At 27.7% G+C, this 23,392-nt stretch carries 21 protein-coding genes and 1 riboswitch; of the genes, 2 read left to right on the top strand and 19 right to left on the bottom strand.

The window, feature by feature from the left end:
* Nucleotides 1-13: 13 nt before the first annotated feature.
* The 8 genes from ACYUEW_RS03085 to cdaA form a co-directional block, all read right to left on the bottom strand.
* A complete protein-coding gene (locus tag ACYUEW_RS03085; RefSeq protein ID WP_003357528.1) occupies nt 14-223 on the bottom strand; it encodes a 4Fe-4S binding protein in 210 nt (69 codons plus the stop codon).
* Between the two features lie 101 nt (nt 224-324).
* On the bottom strand, nt 325-987 hold the full coding sequence (locus ACYUEW_RS03080) for a nucleotide-binding protein (RefSeq protein WP_042384105.1): 663 nt from the start codon (nt 985-987) through the stop codon (nt 325-327).
* 264 nt (nt 988-1,251) lie between these two features.
* A complete protein-coding gene (gene buk / locus ACYUEW_RS03075) occupies nt 1,252-2,322 on the bottom strand; it encodes a butyrate kinase (RefSeq protein WP_003483003.1) in 1,071 nt (356 codons plus the stop codon).
* 28 nt (nt 2,323-2,350) lie between these two features.
* Nucleotides 2,351-3,262: a phosphate butyryltransferase gene (ptb, locus tag ACYUEW_RS03070; RefSeq protein ID WP_003483001.1), complete on the bottom strand. Its 912-nt coding sequence runs from the start codon at nt 3,260-3,262 to the stop codon at nt 2,351-2,353.
* Nucleotides 3,255-4,349 (bottom strand): butyrate kinase, encoded by a 1,095-nt coding sequence (gene buk / locus ACYUEW_RS03065; protein ID WP_003482999.1) that lies wholly within the window; start codon nt 4,347-4,349, stop codon nt 3,255-3,257. Before buk (ACYUEW_RS03065) ends, ptb begins: the two co-directional genes overlap by 8 nt.
* 99 nt (nt 4,350-4,448) lie before the next feature.
* Complete coding sequence (locus ACYUEW_RS03060) at nt 4,449-6,047, bottom strand: NAD(P)/FAD-dependent oxidoreductase (RefSeq protein ID WP_003482997.1); 1,599 nt, start codon at nt 6,045-6,047, stop codon at nt 4,449-4,451.
* A 1-nt stretch (nt 6,048) separates the two neighbouring features.
* Nucleotides 6,049-7,335 (bottom strand): CdaR family protein, encoded by a 1,287-nt coding sequence (locus tag ACYUEW_RS03055; RefSeq protein ID WP_043032589.1) that lies wholly within the window; start codon nt 7,333-7,335, stop codon nt 6,049-6,051.
* Nucleotides 7,305-8,153, bottom strand: a complete 849-nt coding sequence (gene cdaA, locus ACYUEW_RS03050; protein WP_043032590.1) for a diadenylate cyclase CdaA — start codon at nt 8,151-8,153, stop codon at nt 7,305-7,307. Before cdaA ends, ACYUEW_RS03055 begins: the two co-directional genes overlap by 31 nt.
* Nucleotides 8,154-8,282: 129 nt before the next feature.
* Nucleotides 8,283-8,409: riboswitch (cyclic di-AMP (ydaO/yuaA leader) on the top strand.
* On the opposite strand from cdaA, the gene ACYUEW_RS03045 reads away from it, so the two are divergent.
* Complete coding sequence (locus tag ACYUEW_RS03045) at nt 8,408-8,941, top strand: cell wall hydrolase (RefSeq protein WP_003482991.1); 534 nt, start codon at nt 8,408-8,410, stop codon at nt 8,939-8,941. It overlaps the preceding riboswitch by 2 nt.
* Nucleotides 8,942-9,235: 294 nt before the next feature.
* Here ACYUEW_RS03045 and ACYUEW_RS03040 read toward each other — a convergent pair whose 3' ends face one another.
* The 6 genes from ACYUEW_RS03040 to ptsP form a co-directional block, all read right to left on the bottom strand.
* Entirely contained in the window at nt 9,236-10,099 is an 864-nt protein-coding gene (locus ACYUEW_RS03040) for an NAD(P)/FAD-dependent oxidoreductase (RefSeq protein ID WP_042384099.1), read from the bottom strand.
* Between the two features lie 65 nt (nt 10,100-10,164).
* Complete coding sequence (trxA, locus tag ACYUEW_RS03035; RefSeq protein WP_003482989.1) at nt 10,165-10,482, bottom strand: thioredoxin; 318 nt, start codon at nt 10,480-10,482, stop codon at nt 10,165-10,167.
* Nucleotides 10,483-10,590: 108 nt separating this feature from the next.
* Nucleotides 10,591-11,766, bottom strand: coding sequence for a beta-aspartyl-peptidase (gene iadA / locus ACYUEW_RS03030; RefSeq protein ID WP_043032591.1), 1,176 nt, complete (start codon nt 11,764-11,766; stop codon nt 10,591-10,593).
* 74 nt (nt 11,767-11,840) lie between these two features.
* Complete coding sequence (locus tag ACYUEW_RS03025) at nt 11,841-13,094, bottom strand: tetratricopeptide repeat protein (RefSeq protein WP_191596567.1); 1,254 nt, start codon at nt 13,092-13,094, stop codon at nt 11,841-11,843.
* 27 nt (nt 13,095-13,121) lie between these two features.
* Nucleotides 13,122-13,877 carry a DUF4652 domain-containing protein gene (locus ACYUEW_RS03020; protein ID WP_460276204.1) on the bottom strand — a complete coding sequence of 252 codons (756 nt, stop codon included), beginning with the start codon at nt 13,875-13,877 and terminating at the stop codon, nt 13,122-13,124.
* A gap of 110 nt (nt 13,878-13,987) precedes the next feature.
* Nucleotides 13,988-15,607: a phosphoenolpyruvate--protein phosphotransferase gene (ptsP, locus tag ACYUEW_RS03015; RefSeq protein WP_080333665.1), complete on the bottom strand. Its 1,620-nt coding sequence runs from the start codon at nt 15,605-15,607 to the stop codon at nt 13,988-13,990.
* 317 nt (nt 15,608-15,924) lie between these two features.
* Between ptsP and ACYUEW_RS03010 the strand changes: the two genes are divergently transcribed.
* The gene (locus ACYUEW_RS03010; protein ID WP_003482982.1) at nt 15,925-17,934 is read left to right on the top strand and encodes a sigma 54-interacting transcriptional regulator; all 2,010 of its coding nucleotides are present in this window, start codon (nt 15,925-15,927) and stop codon (nt 17,932-17,934) included.
* Between the two features lie 316 nt (nt 17,935-18,250).
* Here ACYUEW_RS03010 and ACYUEW_RS03005 read toward each other — a convergent pair whose 3' ends face one another.
* From ACYUEW_RS03005 to ACYUEW_RS02985, 5 genes are all read right to left on the bottom strand, one after another.
* Entirely contained in the window at nt 18,251-18,964 is a 714-nt protein-coding gene (locus ACYUEW_RS03005; protein WP_043032594.1) for a tetratricopeptide repeat protein, read from the bottom strand.
* A gap of 69 nt (nt 18,965-19,033) precedes the next feature.
* Nucleotides 19,034-19,588 carry a Fe-S-containing hydro-lyase gene (locus tag ACYUEW_RS03000; RefSeq protein ID WP_460276203.1) on the bottom strand — a complete coding sequence of 185 codons (555 nt, stop codon included), beginning with the start codon at nt 19,586-19,588 and terminating at the stop codon, nt 19,034-19,036.
* Nucleotides 19,589-19,693: 105 nt separating this feature from the next.
* Nucleotides 19,694-20,536, bottom strand: coding sequence for a fumarate hydratase (locus tag ACYUEW_RS02995; RefSeq protein ID WP_043032595.1), 843 nt, complete (start codon nt 20,534-20,536; stop codon nt 19,694-19,696).
* 140 nt (nt 20,537-20,676) lie between these two features.
* Nucleotides 20,677-21,381, bottom strand: coding sequence for an N-acetylmuramoyl-L-alanine amidase CwlD (cwlD, locus tag ACYUEW_RS02990; RefSeq protein ID WP_043032596.1), 705 nt, complete (start codon nt 21,379-21,381; stop codon nt 20,677-20,679).
* A 255-nt stretch (nt 21,382-21,636) separates the two neighbouring features.
* Nucleotides 21,637-23,253 carry a Na/Pi cotransporter family protein gene (locus ACYUEW_RS02985; protein WP_003482973.1) on the bottom strand — a complete coding sequence of 539 codons (1,617 nt, stop codon included), beginning with the start codon at nt 23,251-23,253 and terminating at the stop codon, nt 21,637-21,639.
* Between the last annotated feature and the right edge of the window lie 139 nt (nt 23,254-23,392).

Here is a 23,392-nt window from a genome sequence, read left to right as displayed (position 1 = left end):
TAACCCCTCCTTCTTACTTTTCTACTGTTATTACACAATCTGGGCATATTCTTGCACATGATGCACAAGCTATACAATCATCTTTCTTTTCATCAACTATTGTAGCTGCATTATAACCTTTTACATTTAGTTTTTCTGAAAAGCTAATTATTTTTTTAGGGCACACTTGGATGCAGTGGCCACAGCCCTTACATCTTTCTTCCCTAAATATTACTTTTGGCATTATAACCCCTCCTTAAGTTTTTTAATAAGAATGCCTTACAAGTCTATATTCAATTTTTATTTATTGATAAATTTTAAGATTTTGACAATTTTGAATATAAATTACCTCCAAGGTGGTTTCATGTATATATCTATTGGAAATATTTCTCCATGAACCTTACCTTTTATATCATCTAGAAAATCTTTTCTACACACAATATATTTATAGGGAAGACCAGTCTTTTTAGAAAGTTCTAAAACTATCTCATCACCCTTTAATATGTGATCTACTGTGGTTTCATATGAAAGATTTGTATTTGATATAAGATATTTAACTTTTAATCTAGATGAAATTTCTATAGATTTTATATAATCTTCTGTTTCTTTTTCATTAGATGTAAGTGGTCTATTATTATTAACTACAAAATACATATCATAATCTTCTTCATTAAAATATTTGTTATATTGACCAAGTACTGTTGCTCCTTGATCATCACCACCTATATCCATAACAACCTCATAACTTTTATCATTGAATACTGCCATAACTTCACCAGGTACAACCATTAATTCTGCATTCATAAGTTTAGAGTCAGAAGCTATTACTCTTATTCCTAATTTATCAAACTCTTCCTTTAGACTTCTTGAGCAGAAATATGGATTTACAATATCTATGTCTACTAAAGCTACCTTTTTGCCTTCTTTCGCTAACTTCATAGCATAATTTATGGCAATTTCTGTTTTTCCACTACCAAAATGTCCTGTAAAGATATTTATTCTACTCATTTTAATCACTCCAAAACAGAGCATTTCTATAGAATGAAACCCTTTTCACATATAGCAAAAAATTTTTTCACACTACATGAAGTAGCTCTTTCATTTTTCATCTTTAAGTAAATTTATAGATGAATTTGTAACTTCATTATATCACAAAAATCCTTATAGTTGTAAAGTAATTTTCTCTTTTTTTTAATTGTTATAATTTTATCATAAAAAAAATTTCTTTATTTTACTAATTATTCTATTTATATCATATATTAAAGTTCTATATTATTTATATTCTTTAGCCTCTTCTTCTCCTTTTAATACTCTTAATCCTCCTTGAGTTAATGCTAATAACTCATCTTCTCCTGGGAATCTAACTACTGGCGCTATAAAAGATACCATTTCTTTTATACCTTCACATATAACTTTACTATATGCTATTCCTCCTGTTAATAATATTGCGTCTACTTTTCCACATAAAACAGCGGCATTTTTTCCTATTTCTTTTGCTATTTGAAATATAAATGCATCAACAATTAATTTTGCATCTTTATCTCCTTTTTCAGCTCTTTCTTCAACTTCTCTAAAATCATTTGTATTTAAATATGCTACTACTCCGCCTTTGCCGCTTATCTTCTTCTTCATTTCTTCATAAGTGTACTTACCACTGTAGCATAATTTCACTAAATCCCCTACTGGAAGACCGCCTGTTCTTTCTGGTGAAAATGGTCCTTCTCCATCTAAAGCATTATTTACATCTACTACCTTTCCTTTTTCGTGAGTTCCTACGGAAGCTCCTCCACCCATGTGTGTGACTATTAAATTAAGCTCCTCATATTTTTTATTGTTTTCTTTTGCATATCTTTTAGCAACTGCCTTTTGATTTAATGCATGAAATATACTTTTTCTTTTTATTTCAGGCATACCTGATATTCTTGCTATATCCTTCATTTCATCAACAACTACAGGATCTACTATAAATGCAGGTATGTTAAGATTTTTTCCTATTTCATTAGCTATTATTCCTCCAAGATTAGATGCATGTTGTCCTTGAACTCCCATTTTTAAATCTTCAATCATGGCGTCATTTACTCTGTATGTTCCACCCTCAATAGGTTTCAAAAGTCCACCTCTACCTACAATAGCATCTAATTCATTTACATCAAAATTTTTCTCTTTCAAAACATTTAATATAACTTCTTTTCTAAATTCAAATTGATCAAATATAGTTTTATAACTTTCAATTTCTTGTGAAGAATGTCTTAATGTTTCTTCTAGTATTTGATTCTCATCTTCATATACTCCTATTTTAGTTGATGTTGATCCGGGATTAATTATTAGCAATTTGTAACCCATTTTGAATTCCTCCCTAAATTTAAGATATTTATTTTTTTAGTTGGCTAGCAACTAATGCTGCTAAAGCTATTGCATTTAGTTTTGATTCATGACTATCACTTCTTGAAGTTAATACAACTGGTGCTGATGTTCCTACTAATAATCCACCATTCTTGCAATCTGCTGCATAAGTTAATGTCTTATACATCACATTTCCTGCTTCTATATTTGGCATTAAAAATATGTTAGCATTACCTGCTACTGGGCTATCTATTCCTTTATGAGCTGCAGCTTCTTCTGATATAGCATTATCTAAAGCTAATGGTCCATCAATTATGCATCCCTTTATTTGTCCTCTATCATTCATTTTAGAAAGTGTAGCTGCATCTAGTGTAGCTGGCATTTTAGGATTAACCACCTCTACTGCACAAATAGGAGCAACTTTTGGATTTTCAATACCAATTGCGTGTGCTACCGTAACTGCATTTTTAACTATATCAATTTTTTCTTCCAATCCTGGATACATATTAAAAGCTGAATCTGTAATCATTACTAATTTTTCTAATTTTTTTACCTCAAATACTGCAATATGAGACATTATTTTTCCTGTTCTTAATCCTATCTCTTTGTTTAAAACAGCTCTTAAAAAATTTGCTGTATCTATTAAACCTTTCATAACCATATCTGCTTTTCCTGATGAAACTATTTCAACAGCTTTTAAAGCAGCTTTCCTGTCATCGTTTTCACTTACTATCTCATAATCTGCTAAATCCATTCCTATTTCTTTTGCTATTTCTTTGATTTTTTCTAAATTTCCTACAAGTATTGCATTAACAAGACCTTGTTCTTTAGCATCTTTTATAGCTTCTAATACATGCTTATCTTGAGCCACCGCTACAGATACGGTTCTTTTTTCTTGGCTCTTAGCCTTTTGTAGTATTTCATCAAAACTTTTAATCATTAAAACACACCTCTTCTTCGTAAATTTTAGCACTTTCTTCTTTATTTAAAATTCTTATTGCCCCTTCAACTAAAGCTAACATCTCCTCTTCTCCAGGTACCAATTCAATTGGAGATATAAATTCAACTCTTTCTTTTATCCAAGTAGTTAATCTTTTATTATAAGCTAATCCCCCTGTAAGAATTATGGCGTCTACATTGCCTTTTAATACTGTAGCCATAGAGCCTATTTCTTTGGCAATTTGATAAGCCATAGCTTCTAAAATAAGCTCAGCTTTTTTATTACCTTCCTCAATTATTCTATCTACAACTCTTCCATCATTTGTATCTAGATATGCTATTAGTCCACCTTTACCCATAATTTTTTTCTTTAACTCTTTGTAAGTATACTTACTACTATAAGCCATTTTTATTAAATCTCCTACAGGTAAACTCCCTGTCCTTTCTGGAGAAAATGGACCTTCTTCATTAGCATTATTTACATCTAATATTTTCCCATTTTTGATTGGGCATACTGATATACCTCCACCCAAGTGTGCTACTACAAAGGAACTATTGAAAAAATCCTTATCAATCTTGTTACAAACTTTTCTTGTTACAGCCTTTATATTCAAAGCATGAACTAAAGATCTCCTTTTTATTTCAGGCATGCCAGATATCCTAGCCTCCTCTAATATTTCATCTACTGCCACCGGATCCACTATAAATGAAGGTATATTTAATTTTTCAGAAATATCATAGGCTATAATTCCTCCAAGATTAGAAGCATGTTGTCCTTGATAACCTATCTTTAAATCTTCCATCATTTTTTTTGTTACCTTGTAAGTACCACCTGGCATAGGGCGTAGTAGTCCGCCTCTTCCTACTATAGCAACAAGTCTATTTAAATCTACACCCTTTTCTTCCAGCCATTCCATTATTATTTTTTCTCTCATACCTTTTTGTTCATATATTGAATCATACTTATTTATTTCCTCTAGTGAATGAAATAAATTATCTGTAATTATAGGATTTTCTTTATTAAATAAAGCAATTTTAGTAGATGTAGATCCTGGATTAATTACTAATATAAGATCATTACCACTCATTTTAAATCTCCCATATTTATATTATTCTTTAGCTTATACTATTCTTTAACTTATATTTTATCAAAATTTATGAACAACGCAATATTTTTTTAAAAGTTTTTATTTTAACGAACTATATGTCTTTATTATATTTTCAGCAACCTTCACTCCATCTACCGCTGCAGAGATTATGCCTCCCGCATATCCAGCACCTTCTCCCGCTGGATATAACCCTTTCAAAGATATGCTTTCTAAATTTTCATTTCTAGTAATTCTCACTGGAGCTGATGTTCTAGTTTCTATTCCTGTTAAAATAGCATCATTGCTAGCAAATCCTTTTATTTTATTATCAAAGCTAGAAAAACCTTCTTTTAATGAATCTACTACATAATTTGGTAAACATTCTGATATATTCTTAAATTCATATCCTGGTTTGTAGGATGGTTTTACTGCTCCTAATTTAGATGAATTTTTATCCTTTAAAAAATCTTCTACCAACTGTACTGGAGCATTATAATTTTCTCCACCTAATTTATAAGCTAGTCTTTCATAGCGTCTTTGGAACTCCATTCCCTTTAAAGGTGTGTTCCCTTCAAAGTCTTCAGGTGTTACAGATACAACTATAGCTGAATTTGAGTTATCTTTGTCTCTTGAATAATAGCTCATACCATTGGTAACTAACAGGCCCTCTTCAGAAGCTGCCGCAACTACCTCACCGCCAGGACACATACAAAAACTATACACTGATCTATTACTATTTTTAGTTGTATAAGTTAATCTATAATCTGCCGCTTTAAGTCTAGGATGACCTGCATATTTTCCATATTGATTTTTATCTATCATTTCCCTTAGATGCTCTACTCTAACTCCTATGGCAAAAGCCTTACTTTCCATAAAAATATTGTTTTTATAAAGCATTTCATAAGTATCTCTAGAACTATGCCCTATAGCTAATATTAAATTTTCACAAGGAATCTCTTCTTTATTTACTATAATAGCATTTACCTTTCCATCTTCAATTATTACATTTTCTAATTTACTATTAAATCTTATTTCTCCTCCTAGAGAATTTATAGTATTCCTTATATTTTTAACTACATTTTTTAATATATCTGTTCCAATATGAGGTTTACCAGAATATATTATTTCCTTGGGAGCTCCTGCTTTAACCATTTCTTCTAATATAAAAGAGCATCTTTTATCCTTTATTCTAGTAGTTAACTTTCCATCAGAAAAAGTACCTGCCCCCCCTTCTCCAAATTGTACATTAGATTCTATATTTAAAACTCCTGTGTTCCAAAATCTCTCTACGGTTTTACTTCTTTCTTCTATAGCTTCTCCTCTTTCTATAACTATAGGCCTGTATCCATTTTTAGCTAGCATAAGACCGGCAAACATGCCTGCTGGTCCCATACCTACTATAACTGGTCTTTCCTTCATCTTTTTAGTTCCAAATACTATTTTTTCTTCATATTCAGCATCTTGAAAAGTTATACTTTTATCTTTTATATTTTTCATTATTCTTTTCTCATCTTCACAGAACACTTCAACCGAATAATTAAACTTTATAGAATTTCTTCTAGCATCTATTGATTCTCTTAATATTTTAAAGTCTTTTATATACTTTGAAGATATATTTAATTTTTCACAAACTTTATTTCTTAATAAACTTAAATCTTCATCTATTTCTAAAGTCACATTATTAATTCTTAATGGCATGCTATTCCTCCTGTTTTTCCTTTACTGTTACTTTTATACTATCTAAATTAACACTATAATCTATTTTATTATCTCCCATATCTACAATAACTTTTATTATATTTTCTCCTAAATTAACATTTTTTAAATCTACATAGCACTTTATATTATCTACATTTATCTTATCTATAACATCTTTATTGCCTTTCATGTTTATAGTTACATTAGATTGGCTCAATAAAACTTCTTTATCCTTAGGCTCATTTATAATGTTAATATCTTTTGTAGCCTTCTTCTCAATTATTTTATCTTCTTTATTTTCTTCTTTATCTTTATCTTTATTCTTTTCATCTTCCTTTTTGTCTTCTATAACTTTAAATTTAACTTTAAGTTTTATAGTATTATTACCGCTTACTAGTATAGCTCCTTTTGGTACTACTAAATTACTTTCTATATTTTCCTGTCCTATTTTTATAGAATTAATATTTATCATCTCTGTATCTATATATTTTATATTTTGTATAACTTCTTCTTCTCCGGAAATTTCAACTTCACTTTGTAATGGCGTTATAGATTCTATATTTTTATTATTTGATATATCTTCACTAAGTCTCATATTTACTGGTACTCTTTTAATTCTTGTTAAAGGTATCTTTACATACACTTTGGATGGTTCTACTGAAACCTCATTTATTATATCTCCGTCATATGTTTTTGCTTGAAGGGATATATTAGTTTTTATTTCTGAAGATTTTCCATCTATGTTACACTTTCCTACTACCTCTTTTACTTTGTTAATATAAGTCTCTGTCCCATAGATAGTAGCTGTTTCTTCCTTTATGATTGGATTTAAAGCTGCATATCCATCTTTAGGAGTACCTGTTACTTTTATTTTAATTGGTACTGTGTTAGATTTTAACTTATCTAAAGTAATTTTAGTCCATAAATTTTCCTCATTTACTATCTTAATGCTACCAGGACTTTTCTTTACCTTAACAGGTATTTTATTTTCACCTTTCTTTAGCCCAAAAGAATTTAAGTCTGCTTCTACTTTAAAGTCTTCTGCTTTTACGGAATAAATGTCTTTTACATTTCCTTTTATTATCAATGTAACTGTATTAACCTCTTTTGGCATCAAAGCTAATTCAAGTTCATTCATACTTTCCTTATTTACTATATTAACGGGAACTGTTATTTTTTGTTCTTTTATTGGATTTTCTATATTAAATATATATAACCACAAAGCAAAAGAAGCTATTATACAACAAATTTTCACTATTATATTTTCTGTTTTACTTTTTTTGCCCATTCTACCACCTGCCCCCTAAAAGTACTGTCTTCATCAAAGCCTTTTTTTATGATTTTTATCATAATATCCTTTAATTTTTCTTTATCATATCCTCTTGTTAATTGCCCATTAACAGCTAAAGAAATCATTCCTGTTTCTTCAGACACTACTATAGTTATAGAATCTGAATTCTCTGATATACCTATAGCGGCTCTATGCCTCGTGCCTAATTTTTTATTTATGTCTGTATTTTGGGTTAAGGGTAGAAAACATCCTGCAGATATTATTCTATCATTTCTTATAATTGTAGCTCCATCATGTAATGGAGTATTTACAACAAATATATTTTCTAATAGTGCTGATGATACCATAGCATCTAATTTAGTTCCTGTATTTATTATTTCTCCTAATCCAGTAAATTGTTCAATAACTATTAATGCTCCTGTCCTACTTTTTGAAAGATTATCTACTGCTACTATAATACTATCTATGACTTTACCCATTATTTCTTCATCCTGTAGCAAATGTTTGTCCGTAAATGCGCTTCTTCCTATATGTTCAAGAGCTCTTCGTATTTCTGGCTGAAAAATTATAACAAAAGATAATACCCCTATAGTTAGTGTTTTTGTTAATATCCAACTTAACATAGTTAGATGTAACAAACTACTTATGGGTATTAATATTATTATAAGTATTATACCTTTTAATAATTGTTCTGCTCTAGTTTCTTTTATTAACACATAACTTTTATAAAAAATATATGATACTACTAATATATCTAATATAGAATATAAACTAATATTTTTTATAGAATTAACTATCATATCCAAAAATTCCAATTATAAGTCACCCCTTAAAATAACTATATATCTCAATTATACACTATTAAATTATTTTTATATCATAGTTAAAATAATTTTATTATTTTTTTTATATTTTTTTAAGTATTAAAAAATAATTTGGGGTTATACTACTATTAGCCTAAGTTTATTAAAACACGGGGAAACCAAATTTTGGGGTGAATCGTAAAATTACGTAGGTTATACCTTTTCCGAACCCGTCAGCTAACCTCGTAGGCAAAAGGAGTGAGAAAATGAAAAAATATTTTTTATTGAATGTAATTATAGTTTTAACTATAATTATTTTTAGTTCATCTTGGAATAAATCCATAGCTGCTTTTTCTTGTACGCATAATTACAATATTGATAACTCTGAAGATGTTCAGGTTATAAACTATACAAATAAAAAAATATATCTTACAAAAGATGATATATACTTAATGGCTCAAGTAGTTCAAGCTGAAAGTGAATCTGAACCTTTTGAAGGTAAAATAGCAGTAGCTTCTGTGATTTTAAACAGAACTGTAACACCTGGTTTTCCTAAAACTGTAGATAGTGTTATAAAACAAAAAAATGCCTTTTCTTGTTTAAATAAAAATGGATCAATATCCAAAATACCAGACAAAACAAGTTTTGAAGCAGTAGAACAGGCTTTAAAAGGAAAAGATCCTACAAATAACGCTCTTTATTTTTATAACCCTAAAATATCTACCTGTAATTGGATGAACAATGTGTCTAAAAATAATAAAAAAATAATAGGTAATCATGTATTTTTTAAAACTAATTAAAAATTAAATCCTTTATATTTTATAAAAAAATCAAAAGGATTTAGTACATAAACAAAATTCGAATTATGTGCTAAATCCTATTTTATTGATTTGTAAAATATATTTATACTTAGTTAGGTGCAAATTTTATTTGAATATAATAAAAAGCTCCCTATTATTTTTGTCTATGAATTAATTTTATCCGATGACTACCCGCTCTAATACTCCCATCTTCTTCAAAGTGGGAGTAAAGAGCGGCTACGTCCCTGGATAACGATTTCTAAGCTCTAGTGGGAGTAAAAACTCCCTCTAAAGCTAAGAACTCTGTTTATCTAAATAAGAAACCGCGCTTAATGCTGCAATTTGGCCTTCTCCTGCAGACTTTATATATTGATATGGTTTTCCAGTACAATCCCCCGCAGCAAAGCATCCTGATATATTAGTTTGCATTTTTCTATCAACTTTTATATGTTCATCTTCCATTTCTAAACCTGGTACTAATTGTGAAGGAGATACACTATCTTTTAAAACAAAAATACCATCTGCTTCTATTTGTGAACCTTTAAGAATTAATTTTTTCACATGTTGTTCTCCTACTATTTCTACAGGTTTATCATTAATAACTTCTACTTTTTCACTTAATTCATAATCTGATCTATACATAGGAATGTAATAAAGTTTTGATGCTAATTCACTTACAAAATTAGCTTCTTCCTCAGCTTCTTTATTATACCCTATTATAGCAACTGTTTTATTTTTATAAAGTGGCGCATCACAAGTAGCACAATATCCTACACCTTTACCTAAAAATTCCTCTTCACCTTTTAATGCTTTGCCATACTCTACCCCAGTAGATAATATAACTGTTTTAGCTTCATACATTTTTTCATTGACCATTAGAGCAAAATATTCTCCCATAGCATAAACATTATTTATTCTCTCAAAAGTTATTTCTATTCCCATTTTATCTATATGATCTACAAACTTATCTTTTAATTCATTACCTGAAACATTATAAAAACCAAGATAATTATTTATTTTAGGAGCTTTTACAAGTTTTGAACTTAACTCCTTATTACCAAATATTATTATGTCCTTATTTCTTATTTTAGCATTTATTGCTGCTTCCAACCCTGCGGGCCCACTACCTATTATAGCTATATCATATCTTTTCCCCATAATATCTCCTCCTAAAAAATGTAAAATTGAGAATAACATTAATGTTATTCTCAATTTATTTTATATTAAATATGCTTTTCTACTGCTGATTTTATAGCTTCTTTTGGTCTAAATCCAACTAATGTTTCTACTGCTTTACCTGCTTTAAATGTCATAAGCGTTGGTATACTAGCTATTTTATATTGTGTTGATATAACTGGATTTTCATCTACATTAACTTTAACAAATTTTACTTTTTGTCCTAATTCTTGAGATATTTCTTCCACTACAGGGGCAAGCATTTTACAAGGTCCGCACCATGTTGCCCAAAAATCTACTACTACAGGAACCTCTGAATTTAATACTTCTTCACCAAATACGTTTTCATTTATTTCTTTAACCATAATTAATCACCCTCCGATATACCCTAATAGGGTATGTGTTTATTTATATTTTAATATATAGCCCTATATTAGTCAATAGTTTTAAAATGTATTATAAAAAATTATTATTTATCCTTCAAACGTACCTTTCTTTAAAACTTTGCCATCTTTAACTAAGTGTTTACCTTTGCAAATAACATGTAATATATCTAAATTTTCCTTATCTAATATTACTATATCTGCATCTTTTTCTTTTTCTATATATCCCTTATTATTTAGCTTCAAATGATCTGCTACATTTGATGTAACTACTTTTAATGCATCTTCTATTTCTATTTTTTCTTTTATAACACAATCTTTAAATTCTCTATATAATGATTGCACTGAACCTATACCTAAACCTACATACTCTCTTTTTTTATTAAATATAGGCAAACTTCCCTGTCCATCTGAAGAAAAGTGAACTCTTTCTGGATCTAAACCACTATCTAATATTCTTTTAAATCCTGAACTAGCTTTTATTTCTCCTTCTTCTAAAAAATTAGGATCGGAACTTGTTGTTAAATCTATAACTCCACCTTTTTTCATATATTCTATCCCCTGATTAAATAAATCTTCATTTCTCCCCATATGAGTAGGTATAATTTGAGATGCAGGTATTTCTGTATCTTTTATTACTTTAAACAAGTAATCTATTCCTCTTTTGCCACTACCAATGTGAACATGAATGATTCCAGGCTTATTAGCTAATAAACCACCTACTCTTCCCTCTGCACAAATTTTTACAAAATCCTCATAACTAGGTTGGGAAGATCTATGATCCGACAAAGCTATTTCGCCTACACCTATAACCTTATCTATTAGCATAATATCAGACTTTGAACAGCCTGTTATATTATTAACTGGTATACTATATGATCCAGTGTATATGTATGTAGTTATACCCTCTTCTTCTAATCCCTTAGCTTTAGCTAGTAATGATTCCATACTTCTACATATACCATCTGTTCCTAAGCAACCTACTACAGTAGTTATACCAGAACTTATTATATGTGATAATTGTATTTCAGGTGTTCTAGTGCTAAATCCACCCTCACCACCGCCACCTATTAAATGAACGTGAGAATCTATAAATCCTGGTATAACTATATTTTCCTTAGCATCTATAACTTTTATTTCACCAAATTCCTTTGGTATATCTAAGTTATCATATACCCCTTCTATATTGCTAGAAACTATTAAAACATCTTTTTTCCCTAAAAATTTAGGGGAATATACATATCCATTTTTTATAATTGTTATCATCTTTATTCTCTCCTGTAAAACAACATTAATACTAATATTATTGTTTTACATTATAAATAAAATATTCTAAAATATTAGTTGTTATTTATAATTCTCTTTATATTAGAATTATTGTACATAGACTGAGGGTATATTTGTGATAACTTTTTAGCATAGTTCTTAGATTTAACATCATCTATTTTTTCATTTAATGTTGCAAGTTTGTATAATACCAAGTCTCCATAATCACTTTTCACAAAGCTATTAACATATATTTCATAATATCTTATAGCTTCACTTATATTATTTAATACTTCATAATTTGTAGCTAATAAATATATTATATGTGGGTATAAATAATTCACATTACCTAAACTATATGCTTTTAAGAGAAAATCATTACTTTCTTTATATTTTTTATTATTAGCATTTACCATAGCAGTATTATAAAAATATTCTATACCTTCTTCTTTTAACAGTTTTTCTGCTTTTACTAATGCACTTTTGCTATTAACATCCAAATTTTTATTTTTATAATTTGAATATATATTATATAATTGAATGTAATTTTTCTTTTCTATATAATTATTTAAATTTTGTATATCTATTTTTTCTTCCTTTTTTATTTCTTGTTTTTTTGTCTCTGCTTTTTTTACTTCTTCTTTTTTAGGTATATTGGAATTATTTTTATTTTCTTTTGATGTTATTTTATTATTTTTTATTTCACCAATATTTTTTGGTTTATTAAATTTATTAAATAAATATATAGAAGCCAAAGATACAATGCTAATAACTAATATCGATATTAATATTTTTTTACCTTTGTGCTTTTTTATTAGACCCTTTTTATATAATTCCTTTTTTATATTTATAGATATATCATTATTCTTATCTATAGATAAAGCCTTTTGATAATATTCTAAAGCATTATTATATTTACCTAATTTAATATAACACATAGCTAAATTATTACATACATTTATACGATTAAAATCCGTTTTTTCACATTGCTTTAATAAATCTTTAGCTCCTTCTATATCATTATTTTTAATTAATGATATAGCATTTGCATATTTTTTTAAAAATTGTTCATCTAATTTGGCATCTTGTAAATATTTATAAGATACCGCATCTTTATTTGTATGATAATTCATTTTCCATAAATTTTTACAACTTATTAAATCACCTTTTAAATAATACAATAACCCCTTCAAATTTATGGCAGAATTATTTTTTAAATCCATTGATATACTTTTTTCACACAAATCTAGAGCCTTATCTATATTTCCATTATTAAAATTGTCTAAAGCCTTAGCGTATATTTTTCTAGATTTAGCTTCATTATTCATTTGAATTTCCTCTCTTAGCTATAGTTCTTATTTAATAAATTCTTTTACTTTATCATTAGAAATAGTAATTTTTTCTTTATGTGATTTAATAAAATTATCATCTTCATATACATTTAATGTTAATATTAAGCTTCTTTCTCCTGAATTATCCTTTACCTTTTCTACAGATACTACTTCATGTTTATCATCTTTTGCTTCATATACTGGAGTAATAGTATCCTTCTTTACATTTATACAATATAAATTTCCACCTTTAGAAACTGTTCCATAGCCATGACCAATAATAACTAATAAATTTTCATTATCTACCCAATATAAAAATTTAGGGCTCTTTTGATCTTTTATTTCATTGATTTTTAACAACCATAATTTATTAGTATTGTTTTCTTTTAAATAGATTTTGCCTATGCCTTCTTCTTCCCCATTATTCCCTTTACCTTCTACAATAGCTGAGTATTTTTTTTGCTCACTCTCTTTCCATTCAGTATTATTTTCCCCTTGAAATTTTTTATCTACTATCTCTTGTTTTTCTATCTTAGAAAACTTTGTTTTTTCTGAAACCTCTTTTTCATCTTTTTTTTCATCTTTTTTTTCTTCATTTTTAGTTTCAGTATTATCTTTCTTATCTTTCTCTTCTTTATCATTATTATTATTAGATTCTACCTTTTGTTCTTCTTGCTTAGTATTTTCAACTGAGGATTTATTCTCCTTAGTACATCCTATTGAAAAACTAAAAATTATTAGGGTAATTAGTATTAGTCCTATCTTCTTATTTTTTAACATATTATCCCCTCCATAAAAAAATATAGATATATATCTAATTATATCTAAAAATATCAGTTGTGTAAAAAAAAACTCCATGAAAACATAAAGTTAACATGAAGTTTTTTTTATTAAGAATTCATAATTATTTTTTTGGCTGTTAAGATAGAAGATGCACTCATAGAATACTCATCTAATCCATATTCTACAAGAGTTGCTATAGCATTTTCATCTCCAGCCATTTCTCCGCACATTCCACACCATTTTCCTTCTTTGTGTGCTGCATCTATAGTCATCTTTATTAATCTTAATACTGCTGGATGCATTGGATCATAAAGATATGATATTTTTTCATTCATTCTATCTGCAGCTAATGTATATTGTATTAAATCATTAGTACCTATACTAAAGAAATCTACATGTTTAGCAAGTTCATCTGCACATATAGCAGCTGCTGGTATTTCTACCATTATACCGGTTTCTAGATTTTCATTAAATTCTTTTCCCTCTGCTTTTAACTCATTCATACATTCTTTTAACAATTCTTTAGCAGCCTTAAATTCAGATAAAGATGATATCATTGGAAACATTATTTTTAAATTTCCAAAAGCTGATGCTCTAAGTAATGCTCTTAATTGAACTTTAAATAGCTCTTTTCTGTCAAGGCATAATCTTATAGCTCTATATCCTAAGAAAGGATTCATCTCTTCTGGCATTTCTAAATATGGAAGTTTTTTATCTCCACCTATATCTAAAGTTCTTATAACTACAGGTTTTCCTTCCATTTTTTCTACTGCATATTTATAAGATTCAAATTGTTCATCTTCTGATGGCATATTATCTCTATCCATATATAAAAATTCTGTTCTAAAAAGGCCTACACCTTCTCCTCCATTTTCTAATACTTGATGAACATCTTGAGGTTTTCCTATATTTCCACAAACTTCTACTCTTTTTCCTGCTTTAGTAACTGTTTCAACATTTATAAGTTTCTTTAATTCTTCTTTTTCTCTTAAGAAAGATTCTTTACTTTTTTCATACTCTTCTATAGTTTCTTTATCTGGATTTATTATTACTACACCTTCAGTTCCATCAACTATTACTACATCATCATTCTTAACAGATTCAGTTATATCTTTCATACCAACTATAGCTGGTATTTCTAATGTTCTAGCCATTATAGCACTATGAGAAGTCCTTCCACCTATATTAGTTAAAAAAGCTATTACTTTGTCTTTATCTAATTGAGCAGTATCAGATGGAGTTAAATCTTGGGCTACTATTATGGTATCTTTATCTAAATCGTCCATACTATTTACCGATTTCCCCATAATATTTAGCATTATTCTCTTACCTACGTCCTTTATGTCTGCTCCTCTTTCTCTCATGTATTCGTCTTCCATAGAAGCAAATATAGAACTATACATATCAATTACTTCTTGAAGTGCTTTTTCTGAATTAACTTTATTAGATTCTATATTCATTTCTACAGCTCCAGCAAATTCTGGATCATCTAATAACATAATATGACTATCAAAAACTGCTGCTTTTTCTGCTCCTACTTCCTTTTGGGCCTTATCCTTTATTCTTTCAAGTTGCTCTCTGGTATTGCTTAAGGCACTTTTAAATCTTTCTTTTTCTTTCTCTGTGTCATCTATACTCTTTTCTACAACTTCTATATTTATGTCTTCCTTAATAAAAATCTTTCCTATAGCATATCCCTTTGAAGCAGCTATACCTTTTTTCATCATTTTTCCTCCTTATTAATAACCAATACATATAATTTTTTTATTTAAAATATAACCATATAATAATTTAATTAGCAAAAACCATGCCATAAAAATATAAATTTTTTGTGTATTCTTCATAATTATTTCTAATATACTATCAATTATAGTATGCTCTTTTTTATATTTTTTAGATATTCATAAAATCATTGATATTTTTTATCAACTTAAACAGCTGTATATTTATTATATTTTAWAGTATATAATTATAGTGTTAATAAGTTGATATTTTTTAGCATATTATAATATTTTTTGATATTTTTTATCAAGGAGATGTTTTCATGTATAAAAACAATATAGTAGTTCCTATTAATAATGGCATACATACAAGAATAGCTGCTATGATAGTTCATAAAGCCACAGAAATAAAAAACAAATATGGCCTAGACCTCTATATAAAAAGAATGGATTCTAGAGAACCTTTAGCTATTAGTATGTTAGCTTTGATTTCTTTAAAAATAAAGAAACATGAAATAATAGAAATATCCTGTAATAGTACTTCTTCTAAAGCTGAAAGTGCAGTTTTAGAATTATGTGATTTTATTAATTATGATATATCAAAGGAAAACCCTACATCAAAGCTAGATGATATTATAGAAGAAAATACTATAGCCTATGATCAAATATTTACTAATATTCCTATAGGCATATTAGTAATAGATAAAAATAGTAAAATTACTATGGCTAATGACTATTCTTTAAAAATTATAGGTTATTCTTTAAAAGATATATTAGGTAAAAATATCAAGGATATAATACCAAGTTCTGAGTTACCTGATATAATTAAAAATAAATGCTATCATAAAGGTAAAACCCAATACATGGACAATAGAATATTGATAACTAATAGATCTCCTATATATTTTAACGATAAAATTTTAGGTGCTATAAGTGTATTTCAGGATATTTCTGAGCTTGTAGGCATAAAAGAGTTAAACGAAAAATTCAAAAAAATATTAGAAGCTTCCCACGACTTAATTTGTTTTGTAGATGAGAACGGTAAAATAATATATGTTAATCCTTCTTACAAAAAACATTTTTCTATAAATTCTAAAGACATTATTGGTAAAGATATAAAAGAGTCTTCACCAAACAGTCTTATAATGGAAGTATTTAATACTAAAAAGCCAAAGGAAAATGTAATCTATAATAAAGATAATATAAATATTATATCTACTATAGAACCTATTTTTATTGATAATGAATTTAAAGGTGTAATCTCTATATCGAAAACTGTAGATGAGTTAAGAGATCTGACATTAAAACTAACAGAATCTGAAGAGAAACTTATGTACTATAAAAATGAATTAACCCGACATCTACCCTTAAGTTCTTCCTTTAAGTCTATAATAGGCTGGAATAGCTCTCTAAAAGATTGTTTATCTATAGCAGAAAAAGCCTCTAAATCAACTTCTACTGTTCTTGTTAGAGGGGAAAGTGGTACCGGCAAAGAAATCATAGCTAATGCTATACATGATAATAGTTCTAGAAAAAATAAACCTTTTGTTAGAGTAAACTGCGCAGCCATACCGGAAAATCTTTTAGAAAGTGAACTTTTTGGTTTTGAAAAGGGAGCCTTTACAGGGGCCATAAAAAAGAAACCTGGTAAATTTAATATTGCAGATGGAGGTACAATTTTTTTAGATGAAATAGGTGATCTACCTATTTCCATGCAAGTAAAACTATTAAGAGTTCTTCAAGAAAAAGAGTTTGAAAGTGTGGGAGGAATTAAAACTCAAAAGGTAGATGTTAGAATAATTGCTGCTACTAATAGGAATTTAGAAGATATGATTAAAGATAATACCTTCAGAGAAGATCTTTATTACAGACTAAATGTTTTAAATATATCTTTGCCACCTCTTCGTCATAGAAAGCAAGATATAAATCTTTTGGTAGAACACTTTATAAATAAAATTAATCCTAAACTTAATAAAAACATAGCAGGTATAAATAAGGGCGCTCTTTTAAAACTACAACAATACGATTGGCCTGGAAATATCCGTGAATTAGAAAACATCGTGGAAAGGGCTATGAATATGTGTGATAAATCCATAATAACTGTTAAAGATTTACCCTTTTATATATCCAATAACTCTTTTGATGATAGTTATAACTTTACTATAAATGAAGACAACTTAAAAACACTAGAAGAATATGAAAAAGAAATCATTAATTTAGCTATGAAAAAATATAAAAGTTTTAATAAGGCAGGTAAAGCCTTAGGTATAACTCACAGAACAGTGTCTCTAAAATGTAAAAAGTATAATATAAACCCGGAAATTTATAAATAGCATTCTTATCATAAAAGTGAGCTTTCTCAAAATAGATTTAATCTTAATATAGTAAAGATAAAAAATGCCTGTAATAAGCTTTAATAGTTCTAACTCTAGCGAAATGAATTAATTTATGAAATTTATTTTTTATCTTTGCGGTGTTAAAATTAAATCTATTTTATTTTGAGACATACTACATTATGTTCTATTAAATAATAAGTTTTTTATAAAAACACTTAAAATAAATTTTAAATTTATTAATTTTTAAACCCAACTATATCTTTATACTAATAAAATTTTAAATAATACTTAATTTAACTATTAAAAGTTCAGACTATTTTATTAAAGCTTTAAATTCCTCGGAATTTTTTACTGGTTCAAAATCTTCTTCATGTTTAGCTTCTTCTTTTACTCCTGGAGAAATCTCTATAGCTTTTTTCAAGCATTCAACTGTATTCTTTACGTCCCCTCTTCTTCCATAAATACTTGCTTTGCCATAATAACTCCATTCATATTTTTCTATGTCTAAAGCTTTATCATACCATTTTAAAGCTTCGTCAAACCTTTCATATAATTCATAAGCTAAAGCTTTATTAAACCTAGCATATCCATAATCAGGATTTATATCTAATGATTTATCTATATTTTTCATACCTTCTTCAAAATTTCCACTATAACATAATGCTATCCCTTTTATGTTATATGCCTTATAAAAATTACTGTCTTCTTTTATAACTTCATCTTGAACTTTTATAGCTTCATCATATTTTTTATCAAAAAATAGTTTCTTACCTTTTTCACATTTTTCCTCTAATTCTTTATTAATTTTACTTTTACTATCTTTATTATTTTTTTTATCTTTACTTTCTAATTTTATAGAAGTGTTATTCTCTGTGTTTTTATTAATATTATTATTTTGAGATTGTTTTAAATTATTGTAATAAATACTAAATATAGCTACTATAGATAATATTATAAATATACTTAATTTAGTCTTTGTTGAGAATTTACTCCAAAAACCCTTTCCAAATTTATTGTCTTTTCTCATTACATTCCCCTCTATTCTATATTTGAAAAGTAAATATTTAATATTATTAATCTTTAAATTTCTATACTATTATAAACTTTTTAAATAATTTTCTACCCCGGCTTCATATAAATTATTTCCTTTAGAATCTATTATAACAGTAACGGGTAAATTTTCTACTTCTAACTTTCTAATAGCTTCTGAATCTAAGTCTTCATAAGCTATAACTTCTGATTTTTTTATACTTTTAGATATTAAAGCTGCTGCTCCACCTATTGCTCCAAAATACACTGCTTTATTTTTTACTATAGATTCTATAACCTGTTTAGACCTTTTACCTTTACCTATCATACCTTTTAATCCTAAATTCAATAGTTTGGGCGTATATGTATCCATCCTATAACTTGTAGTTGGTCCTGCTACTCCTATTTCCATACCAGGCTTAGCTGGAGTAGGCCCAACATAATATATTATTGAATTTTTCACTTCGAAGGGTAAATTCTTCCCTTCTTCTAAAGCACTAACTAATCTTTTATGTGCTGCATCTCTAGCTGTATATATTGTACCTGTAATTAAGACCATATCTCCTGCTTTTAAGCCTTTGATTTTATCCTCAGTTAATGGAGTATTTATTTTTATTTTCATTAAAATCACCTGCTCTTTATATCTCCCTTAGAATATACTAAAGGGACTTATATTTACTTATTTTATACATAGAATATATAAACAATATAATATAAACTATAATTTTTATATTATTTCCTCTTTATGTCTAGTAACATGACAGCTTACATTTACTGCTACTGGTAAACCTGCTATATGAGTTGGGAAAGTTTCTATATTAACTGCCAATGCTGTAGTTTTTCCACCAAAACCTTGAGGCCCTATACCTAAACTATTAATTTTTTCTAACAATTCTTCCTCTAAATCCTTATAAAATTTATTTTTATTTCTTGAATCTATAGGTCTTAAAAGTGCCTTTTTAGACAAATAAGCACATTTGTCAAAAGTTCCTCCTATGCCAACTCCTACAACTATAGGTGGACATGGATTAGGGCCTGCTTCTTTAACCACATCTAAAATAAAATTTTTTATACCTTCTAATCCATCTGCTGGTTTTAACATAGCTATCTTACTCATATTTTCTGATCCAAATCCCTTTGGAGCTACGGTTATTTTTATTTTATCCCCTTGAACTATATTATAATATATTACTGCTGGAGTATTATCTCCTGTATTTATTCTTTCTATAGGGTCACTAACTACAGATTTTCTTAAATATCCTTCCTTGTACCCTTCTGCTATACCTTCATTAATAGAATCTTGTAGAGACCCTCCAATTATATGAACATCTTGCCCTATTTCAATAAATATACATGCCATACCCGTATCCTGGCATAAAGGTATATTTTCTTCTTTAGCTATATGTATATTTTCTTCTATAGTTTGTAAAACTTCTCTAGATATATTCCAAGTTTCTTCTTCTCTACATTGTACTATTTTGTCACTTACATCTTTAGGCAAATAATAATTAGCTTCTATACATAATTTTTTCACTACTTTTTTTATAGTATTTACTGATATTTCCCTCATTTTATCCTCCAAAATACAATATTTTAAAACACGTACTTATGAATATTATAGTTTAATTATATGCTCTTTTCTACATCAATTTACAGGAATATTTATAAAAATAGGCTCATATATTTCCTTGGAAATATATGAGCCTATTTTTACTCTTTATCATTGAAATAATCATCTACCGATTTAACTATAGCTTTTGATATCTTCTTTTGATAATCGGTACTTTTCAATTTATCTAATTCCATAGAATTAGATAAAAAACCACATTCTACAATAACTGAAGGCATTTCATCATTATTCCTTAATATTTTATAACTATTTTTTGCTGCTTTTTCTTTTCTTTTATTGTTTTCGTCTAATTCTTTCCTTAAATTATTTTGTAGTATATGTGCAAATCTTTTACTATCCTCATTATTTGAATACCATACTTGAGCCCCATAATATTGTCTTTGATCAAACATATTTAAATGTATGCTTATAAACATGTCACACTCACTAGTTTTTTTAAGTTCACATCTTTTATTCAAGTCCTCTATTTTTTTCTGTCTAACTCTTTGTCCTTTATCTTCTGAATATAGACCGCTATCATCTTCTCTTGTCATTACAACCTTATAACCTTCTTTTTTAAGATTTTTCTTTAATATTTTACTTATCTCTAAATTTATTTCCTTCTCTAAAGTACCATCTCTAGCTACTGCTCCTCCATCCATTCCACCATGACCTGGATCTATAAGAATAATCTTTTTTTCTTTAATACCATTTAAGCTGCTAAAAGCATTAATCCTTATTATAAAACCAAGACTTATAAATATTATAAGGGTTGCTAATACTAATTTCTTATTATAAATCTTCAAAGTTTCCTCCTTATATATTAGTATTTCATTTAATATTATGCTATATGATTGAAATTTATAATAGGATTAATATAGTTTTATATTAAGCTTATAAAAAATTATTTCAATATCTCTAAATAGAAGTGTAAAAATTTCATTTTAAATTATTAATTATTATCATAAAAAACTCCACCTAATTAGGCAGAGTTTTTTACAATCTAATGTTAACCTTAAACTAATATTTTTAATGTAACTTTTTAATTGAATTATTATATATTATCTGTTTATAACAGTTTGTGCTATATTTGTACAATGATCTCCAACTCTTTCAAAATTGTTTATAATATCTAAAAATATAGCACTAGCATTGGCATTACAAGTTCCCTTGTTTAATCTTCTTATATTAGTTTCTCTTAACTGTTCTTCTAAATTATCTATTTTTTCTTCAACATACATAACACTTTGAGATCTTTCCACATCGTTACTTTCAAAACCTTCAATAGTTCTTGTTAAAGAATCTAATGTATAATTAAATAAATGTTTTATATCATATGTAGCATCATCTGAAAATTGAATCCTTTTTTCTATTTTTTCACTAGTTAAATCTATTATGTTTTCCGCATGGTCTCCTATTCTTTCTATATCATTTACCACATGAAACATAGAACCTACTAAATTTAACTGTTTATCAGATAATTTTAAGTTATTCAATTTAACCAAATATGTAGTTATACTCTTGTTTAGTATATTTATAAGTTTTTCATTTTCATATACTTTACTTACTAATTCTAAATCATTTTTTTCAAATGCATCTATGGATAATTGCAAATTTTCTTTAGCTTTATTCGCCATTCTTACCACTTCTTTTATGGTTTGATTGATAGCTATTGTAGGATTTTCTAATAATCTTTCGTCTATGTACTTAGGAGCCATCTTTTCATATGGATCACTGCCCGGTATCATCTTATTAACAAATGCAACAATATATTTTATAAACCATATTTGTATAAATGTGTTAACTAAATTAAATATGGTATGTGCATTAGCAATTTGTCTTCCTACATCTCCTGGAGTTAGGTTAGTAACTACTCTAACAAAAGGAGTTAATGGAACTAAAATAAATGCAAATATTACTGTTCCTATAACATTAAAAGTTAAATGAAATAAAGCTGCTTTTCTTGCATTTTTAGATGCACCAATACTAGCTAATAATGCTGTTACGCAAGTACCAATGTTATCTCCAAATAATATTGGTAATGCTGCTGATAATGGAAGTACCCCATTACTTGATAAAGCTATTAATATACCTATAGTAGCAGAGGAACTTTGAACTATAGCTGTCATTCCCATACCTACAACTATTCCTAAAAATACATTATGTGATAATGATAAAGCTAAACTTTTAAAGGCTTCGCTTTGCCCTAATGGAGCCATAGCTTCTTTCATTATTTCCATTCCCATGAATAATATACCAAAACCTAGTATTATATTACCTATTTCTTTAGTCTTTTTCTTTTTAGCAAATAAAACTATTGCAGTTCCTACACCTACAAATAATGGAGCTCCAGCAGTAACATTAAAAGCTACTAGTTGTCCTGTAACTGTAGTCCCTATATTAGCTCCCATAATAACCCCTGCTGCTTGTGTTAAAGTCATTAAACCTGCATTTACAAATCCAACAACCATAACTGTAGTAGCACTACTACTTTGAATTACGCCTGTTACTACTACGCCTGTTAATACACCTTTTACAGGGTTAGAAGTTACTTTTTCAAAAAAAACCTTTACTTTTTCTCCTGCTACATTTTGCAATCCATCTCCCATTAAGTTCATGCCATAGATGAATAAACCTAACCCACCAATAAGACCTGTTAACATAGCAAATACATTCATATTTGTCCTCCTAATTTAAATATTGTCATCCCATACCTTATTATTATAGTAGATATTAAGATAATTTAAAATAGTTTTAACATAGAATTAACATAGAAAACTTTTCTATATTAAAAATTATATTTGTTTTTCATCTTTA

The sequence above is a fragment of the Clostridium sp. CTA-1 genome (assembly GCF_054768215.1).
This window is presented reverse-complemented; position numbering and strand designations above follow the sequence as displayed.

Excerpts from the sequence above, each read along its gene's own strand:
- ACYUEW_RS03085 (WP_003357528.1), bottom strand. The coding sequence starts at position 223 with ATGCCAAAAGTAATATTTAGGGAAGAAAGATGTAAGGGCTGTGGCCAC.
- ACYUEW_RS03025 (WP_191596567.1), bottom strand. The coding sequence starts at position 13,094 with ATGAATAATGAAGCTAAATCTAGAAAAATATACGCTAAGGCTTTAGAC.
- ACYUEW_RS03010 (WP_003482982.1), top strand. The coding sequence starts at position 15,925 with ATGTATAAAAACAATATAGTAGTTCCTATTAATAATGGCATACATACA.
- trxA (WP_003482989.1), bottom strand. The coding sequence starts at position 10,482 with ATGGTTAAAGAAATAAATGAAAACGTATTTGGTGAAGAAGTATTAAAT.
- buk (WP_003482999.1), bottom strand. The coding sequence starts at position 4,349 with ATGAGTGGTAATGATCTTATATTAGTAATTAATCCAGGATCTACATCT.
- ACYUEW_RS02995 (WP_043032595.1), bottom strand. The coding sequence starts at position 20,536 with ATGAGGGAAATATCAGTAAATACTATAAAAAAAGTAGTGAAAAAATTA.
- iadA (WP_043032591.1), bottom strand. The coding sequence starts at position 11,766 with ATGATAACAATTATAAAAAATGGATATGTATATTCCCCTAAATTTTTA.
- ptsP (WP_080333665.1), bottom strand. The coding sequence starts at position 15,607 with ATGATGAAAAAAGGTATAGCTGCTTCAAAGGGATATGCTATAGGAAAG.
- ACYUEW_RS03020 (WP_460276204.1), bottom strand. The coding sequence starts at position 13,877 with ATGTTAAAAAATAAGAAGATAGGACTAATACTAATTACCCTAATAATT.
- ACYUEW_RS03060 (WP_003482997.1), bottom strand. The coding sequence starts at position 6,047 with ATGCCATTAAGAATTAATAATGTGACTTTAGAAATAGATGAAGATTTA.
- ptb (WP_003483001.1), bottom strand. The coding sequence starts at position 3,262 with ATGATTAAAAGTTTTGATGAAATACTACAAAAGGCTAAGAGCCAAGAA.
- ACYUEW_RS03005 (WP_043032594.1), bottom strand. The coding sequence starts at position 18,964 with ATGAGAAAAGACAATAAATTTGGAAAGGGTTTTTGGAGTAAATTCTCA.
- ACYUEW_RS03045 (WP_003482991.1), top strand. The coding sequence starts at position 8,408 with ATGAAAAAATATTTTTTATTGAATGTAATTATAGTTTTAACTATAATT.
- buk (WP_003483003.1), bottom strand. The coding sequence starts at position 2,322 with ATGGGTTACAAATTGCTAATAATTAATCCCGGATCAACATCAACTAAA.
- ACYUEW_RS02985 (WP_003482973.1), bottom strand. The coding sequence starts at position 23,253 with ATGAATGTATTTGCTATGTTAACAGGTCTTATTGGTGGGTTAGGTTTA.
- ACYUEW_RS03040 (WP_042384099.1), bottom strand. The coding sequence starts at position 10,099 with ATGGGGAAAAGATATGATATAGCTATAATAGGTAGTGGGCCCGCAGGG.
- ACYUEW_RS03055 (WP_043032589.1), bottom strand. The coding sequence starts at position 7,335 with ATGGGCAAAAAAAGTAAAACAGAAAATATAATAGTGAAAATTTGTTGT.
- ACYUEW_RS03000 (WP_460276203.1), bottom strand. The coding sequence starts at position 19,588 with ATGAAAATAAAAATAAATACTCCATTAACTGAGGATAAAATCAAAGGC.
- ACYUEW_RS03080 (WP_042384105.1), bottom strand. The coding sequence starts at position 987 with ATGAGTAGAATAAATATCTTTACAGGACATTTTGGTAGTGGAAAAACA.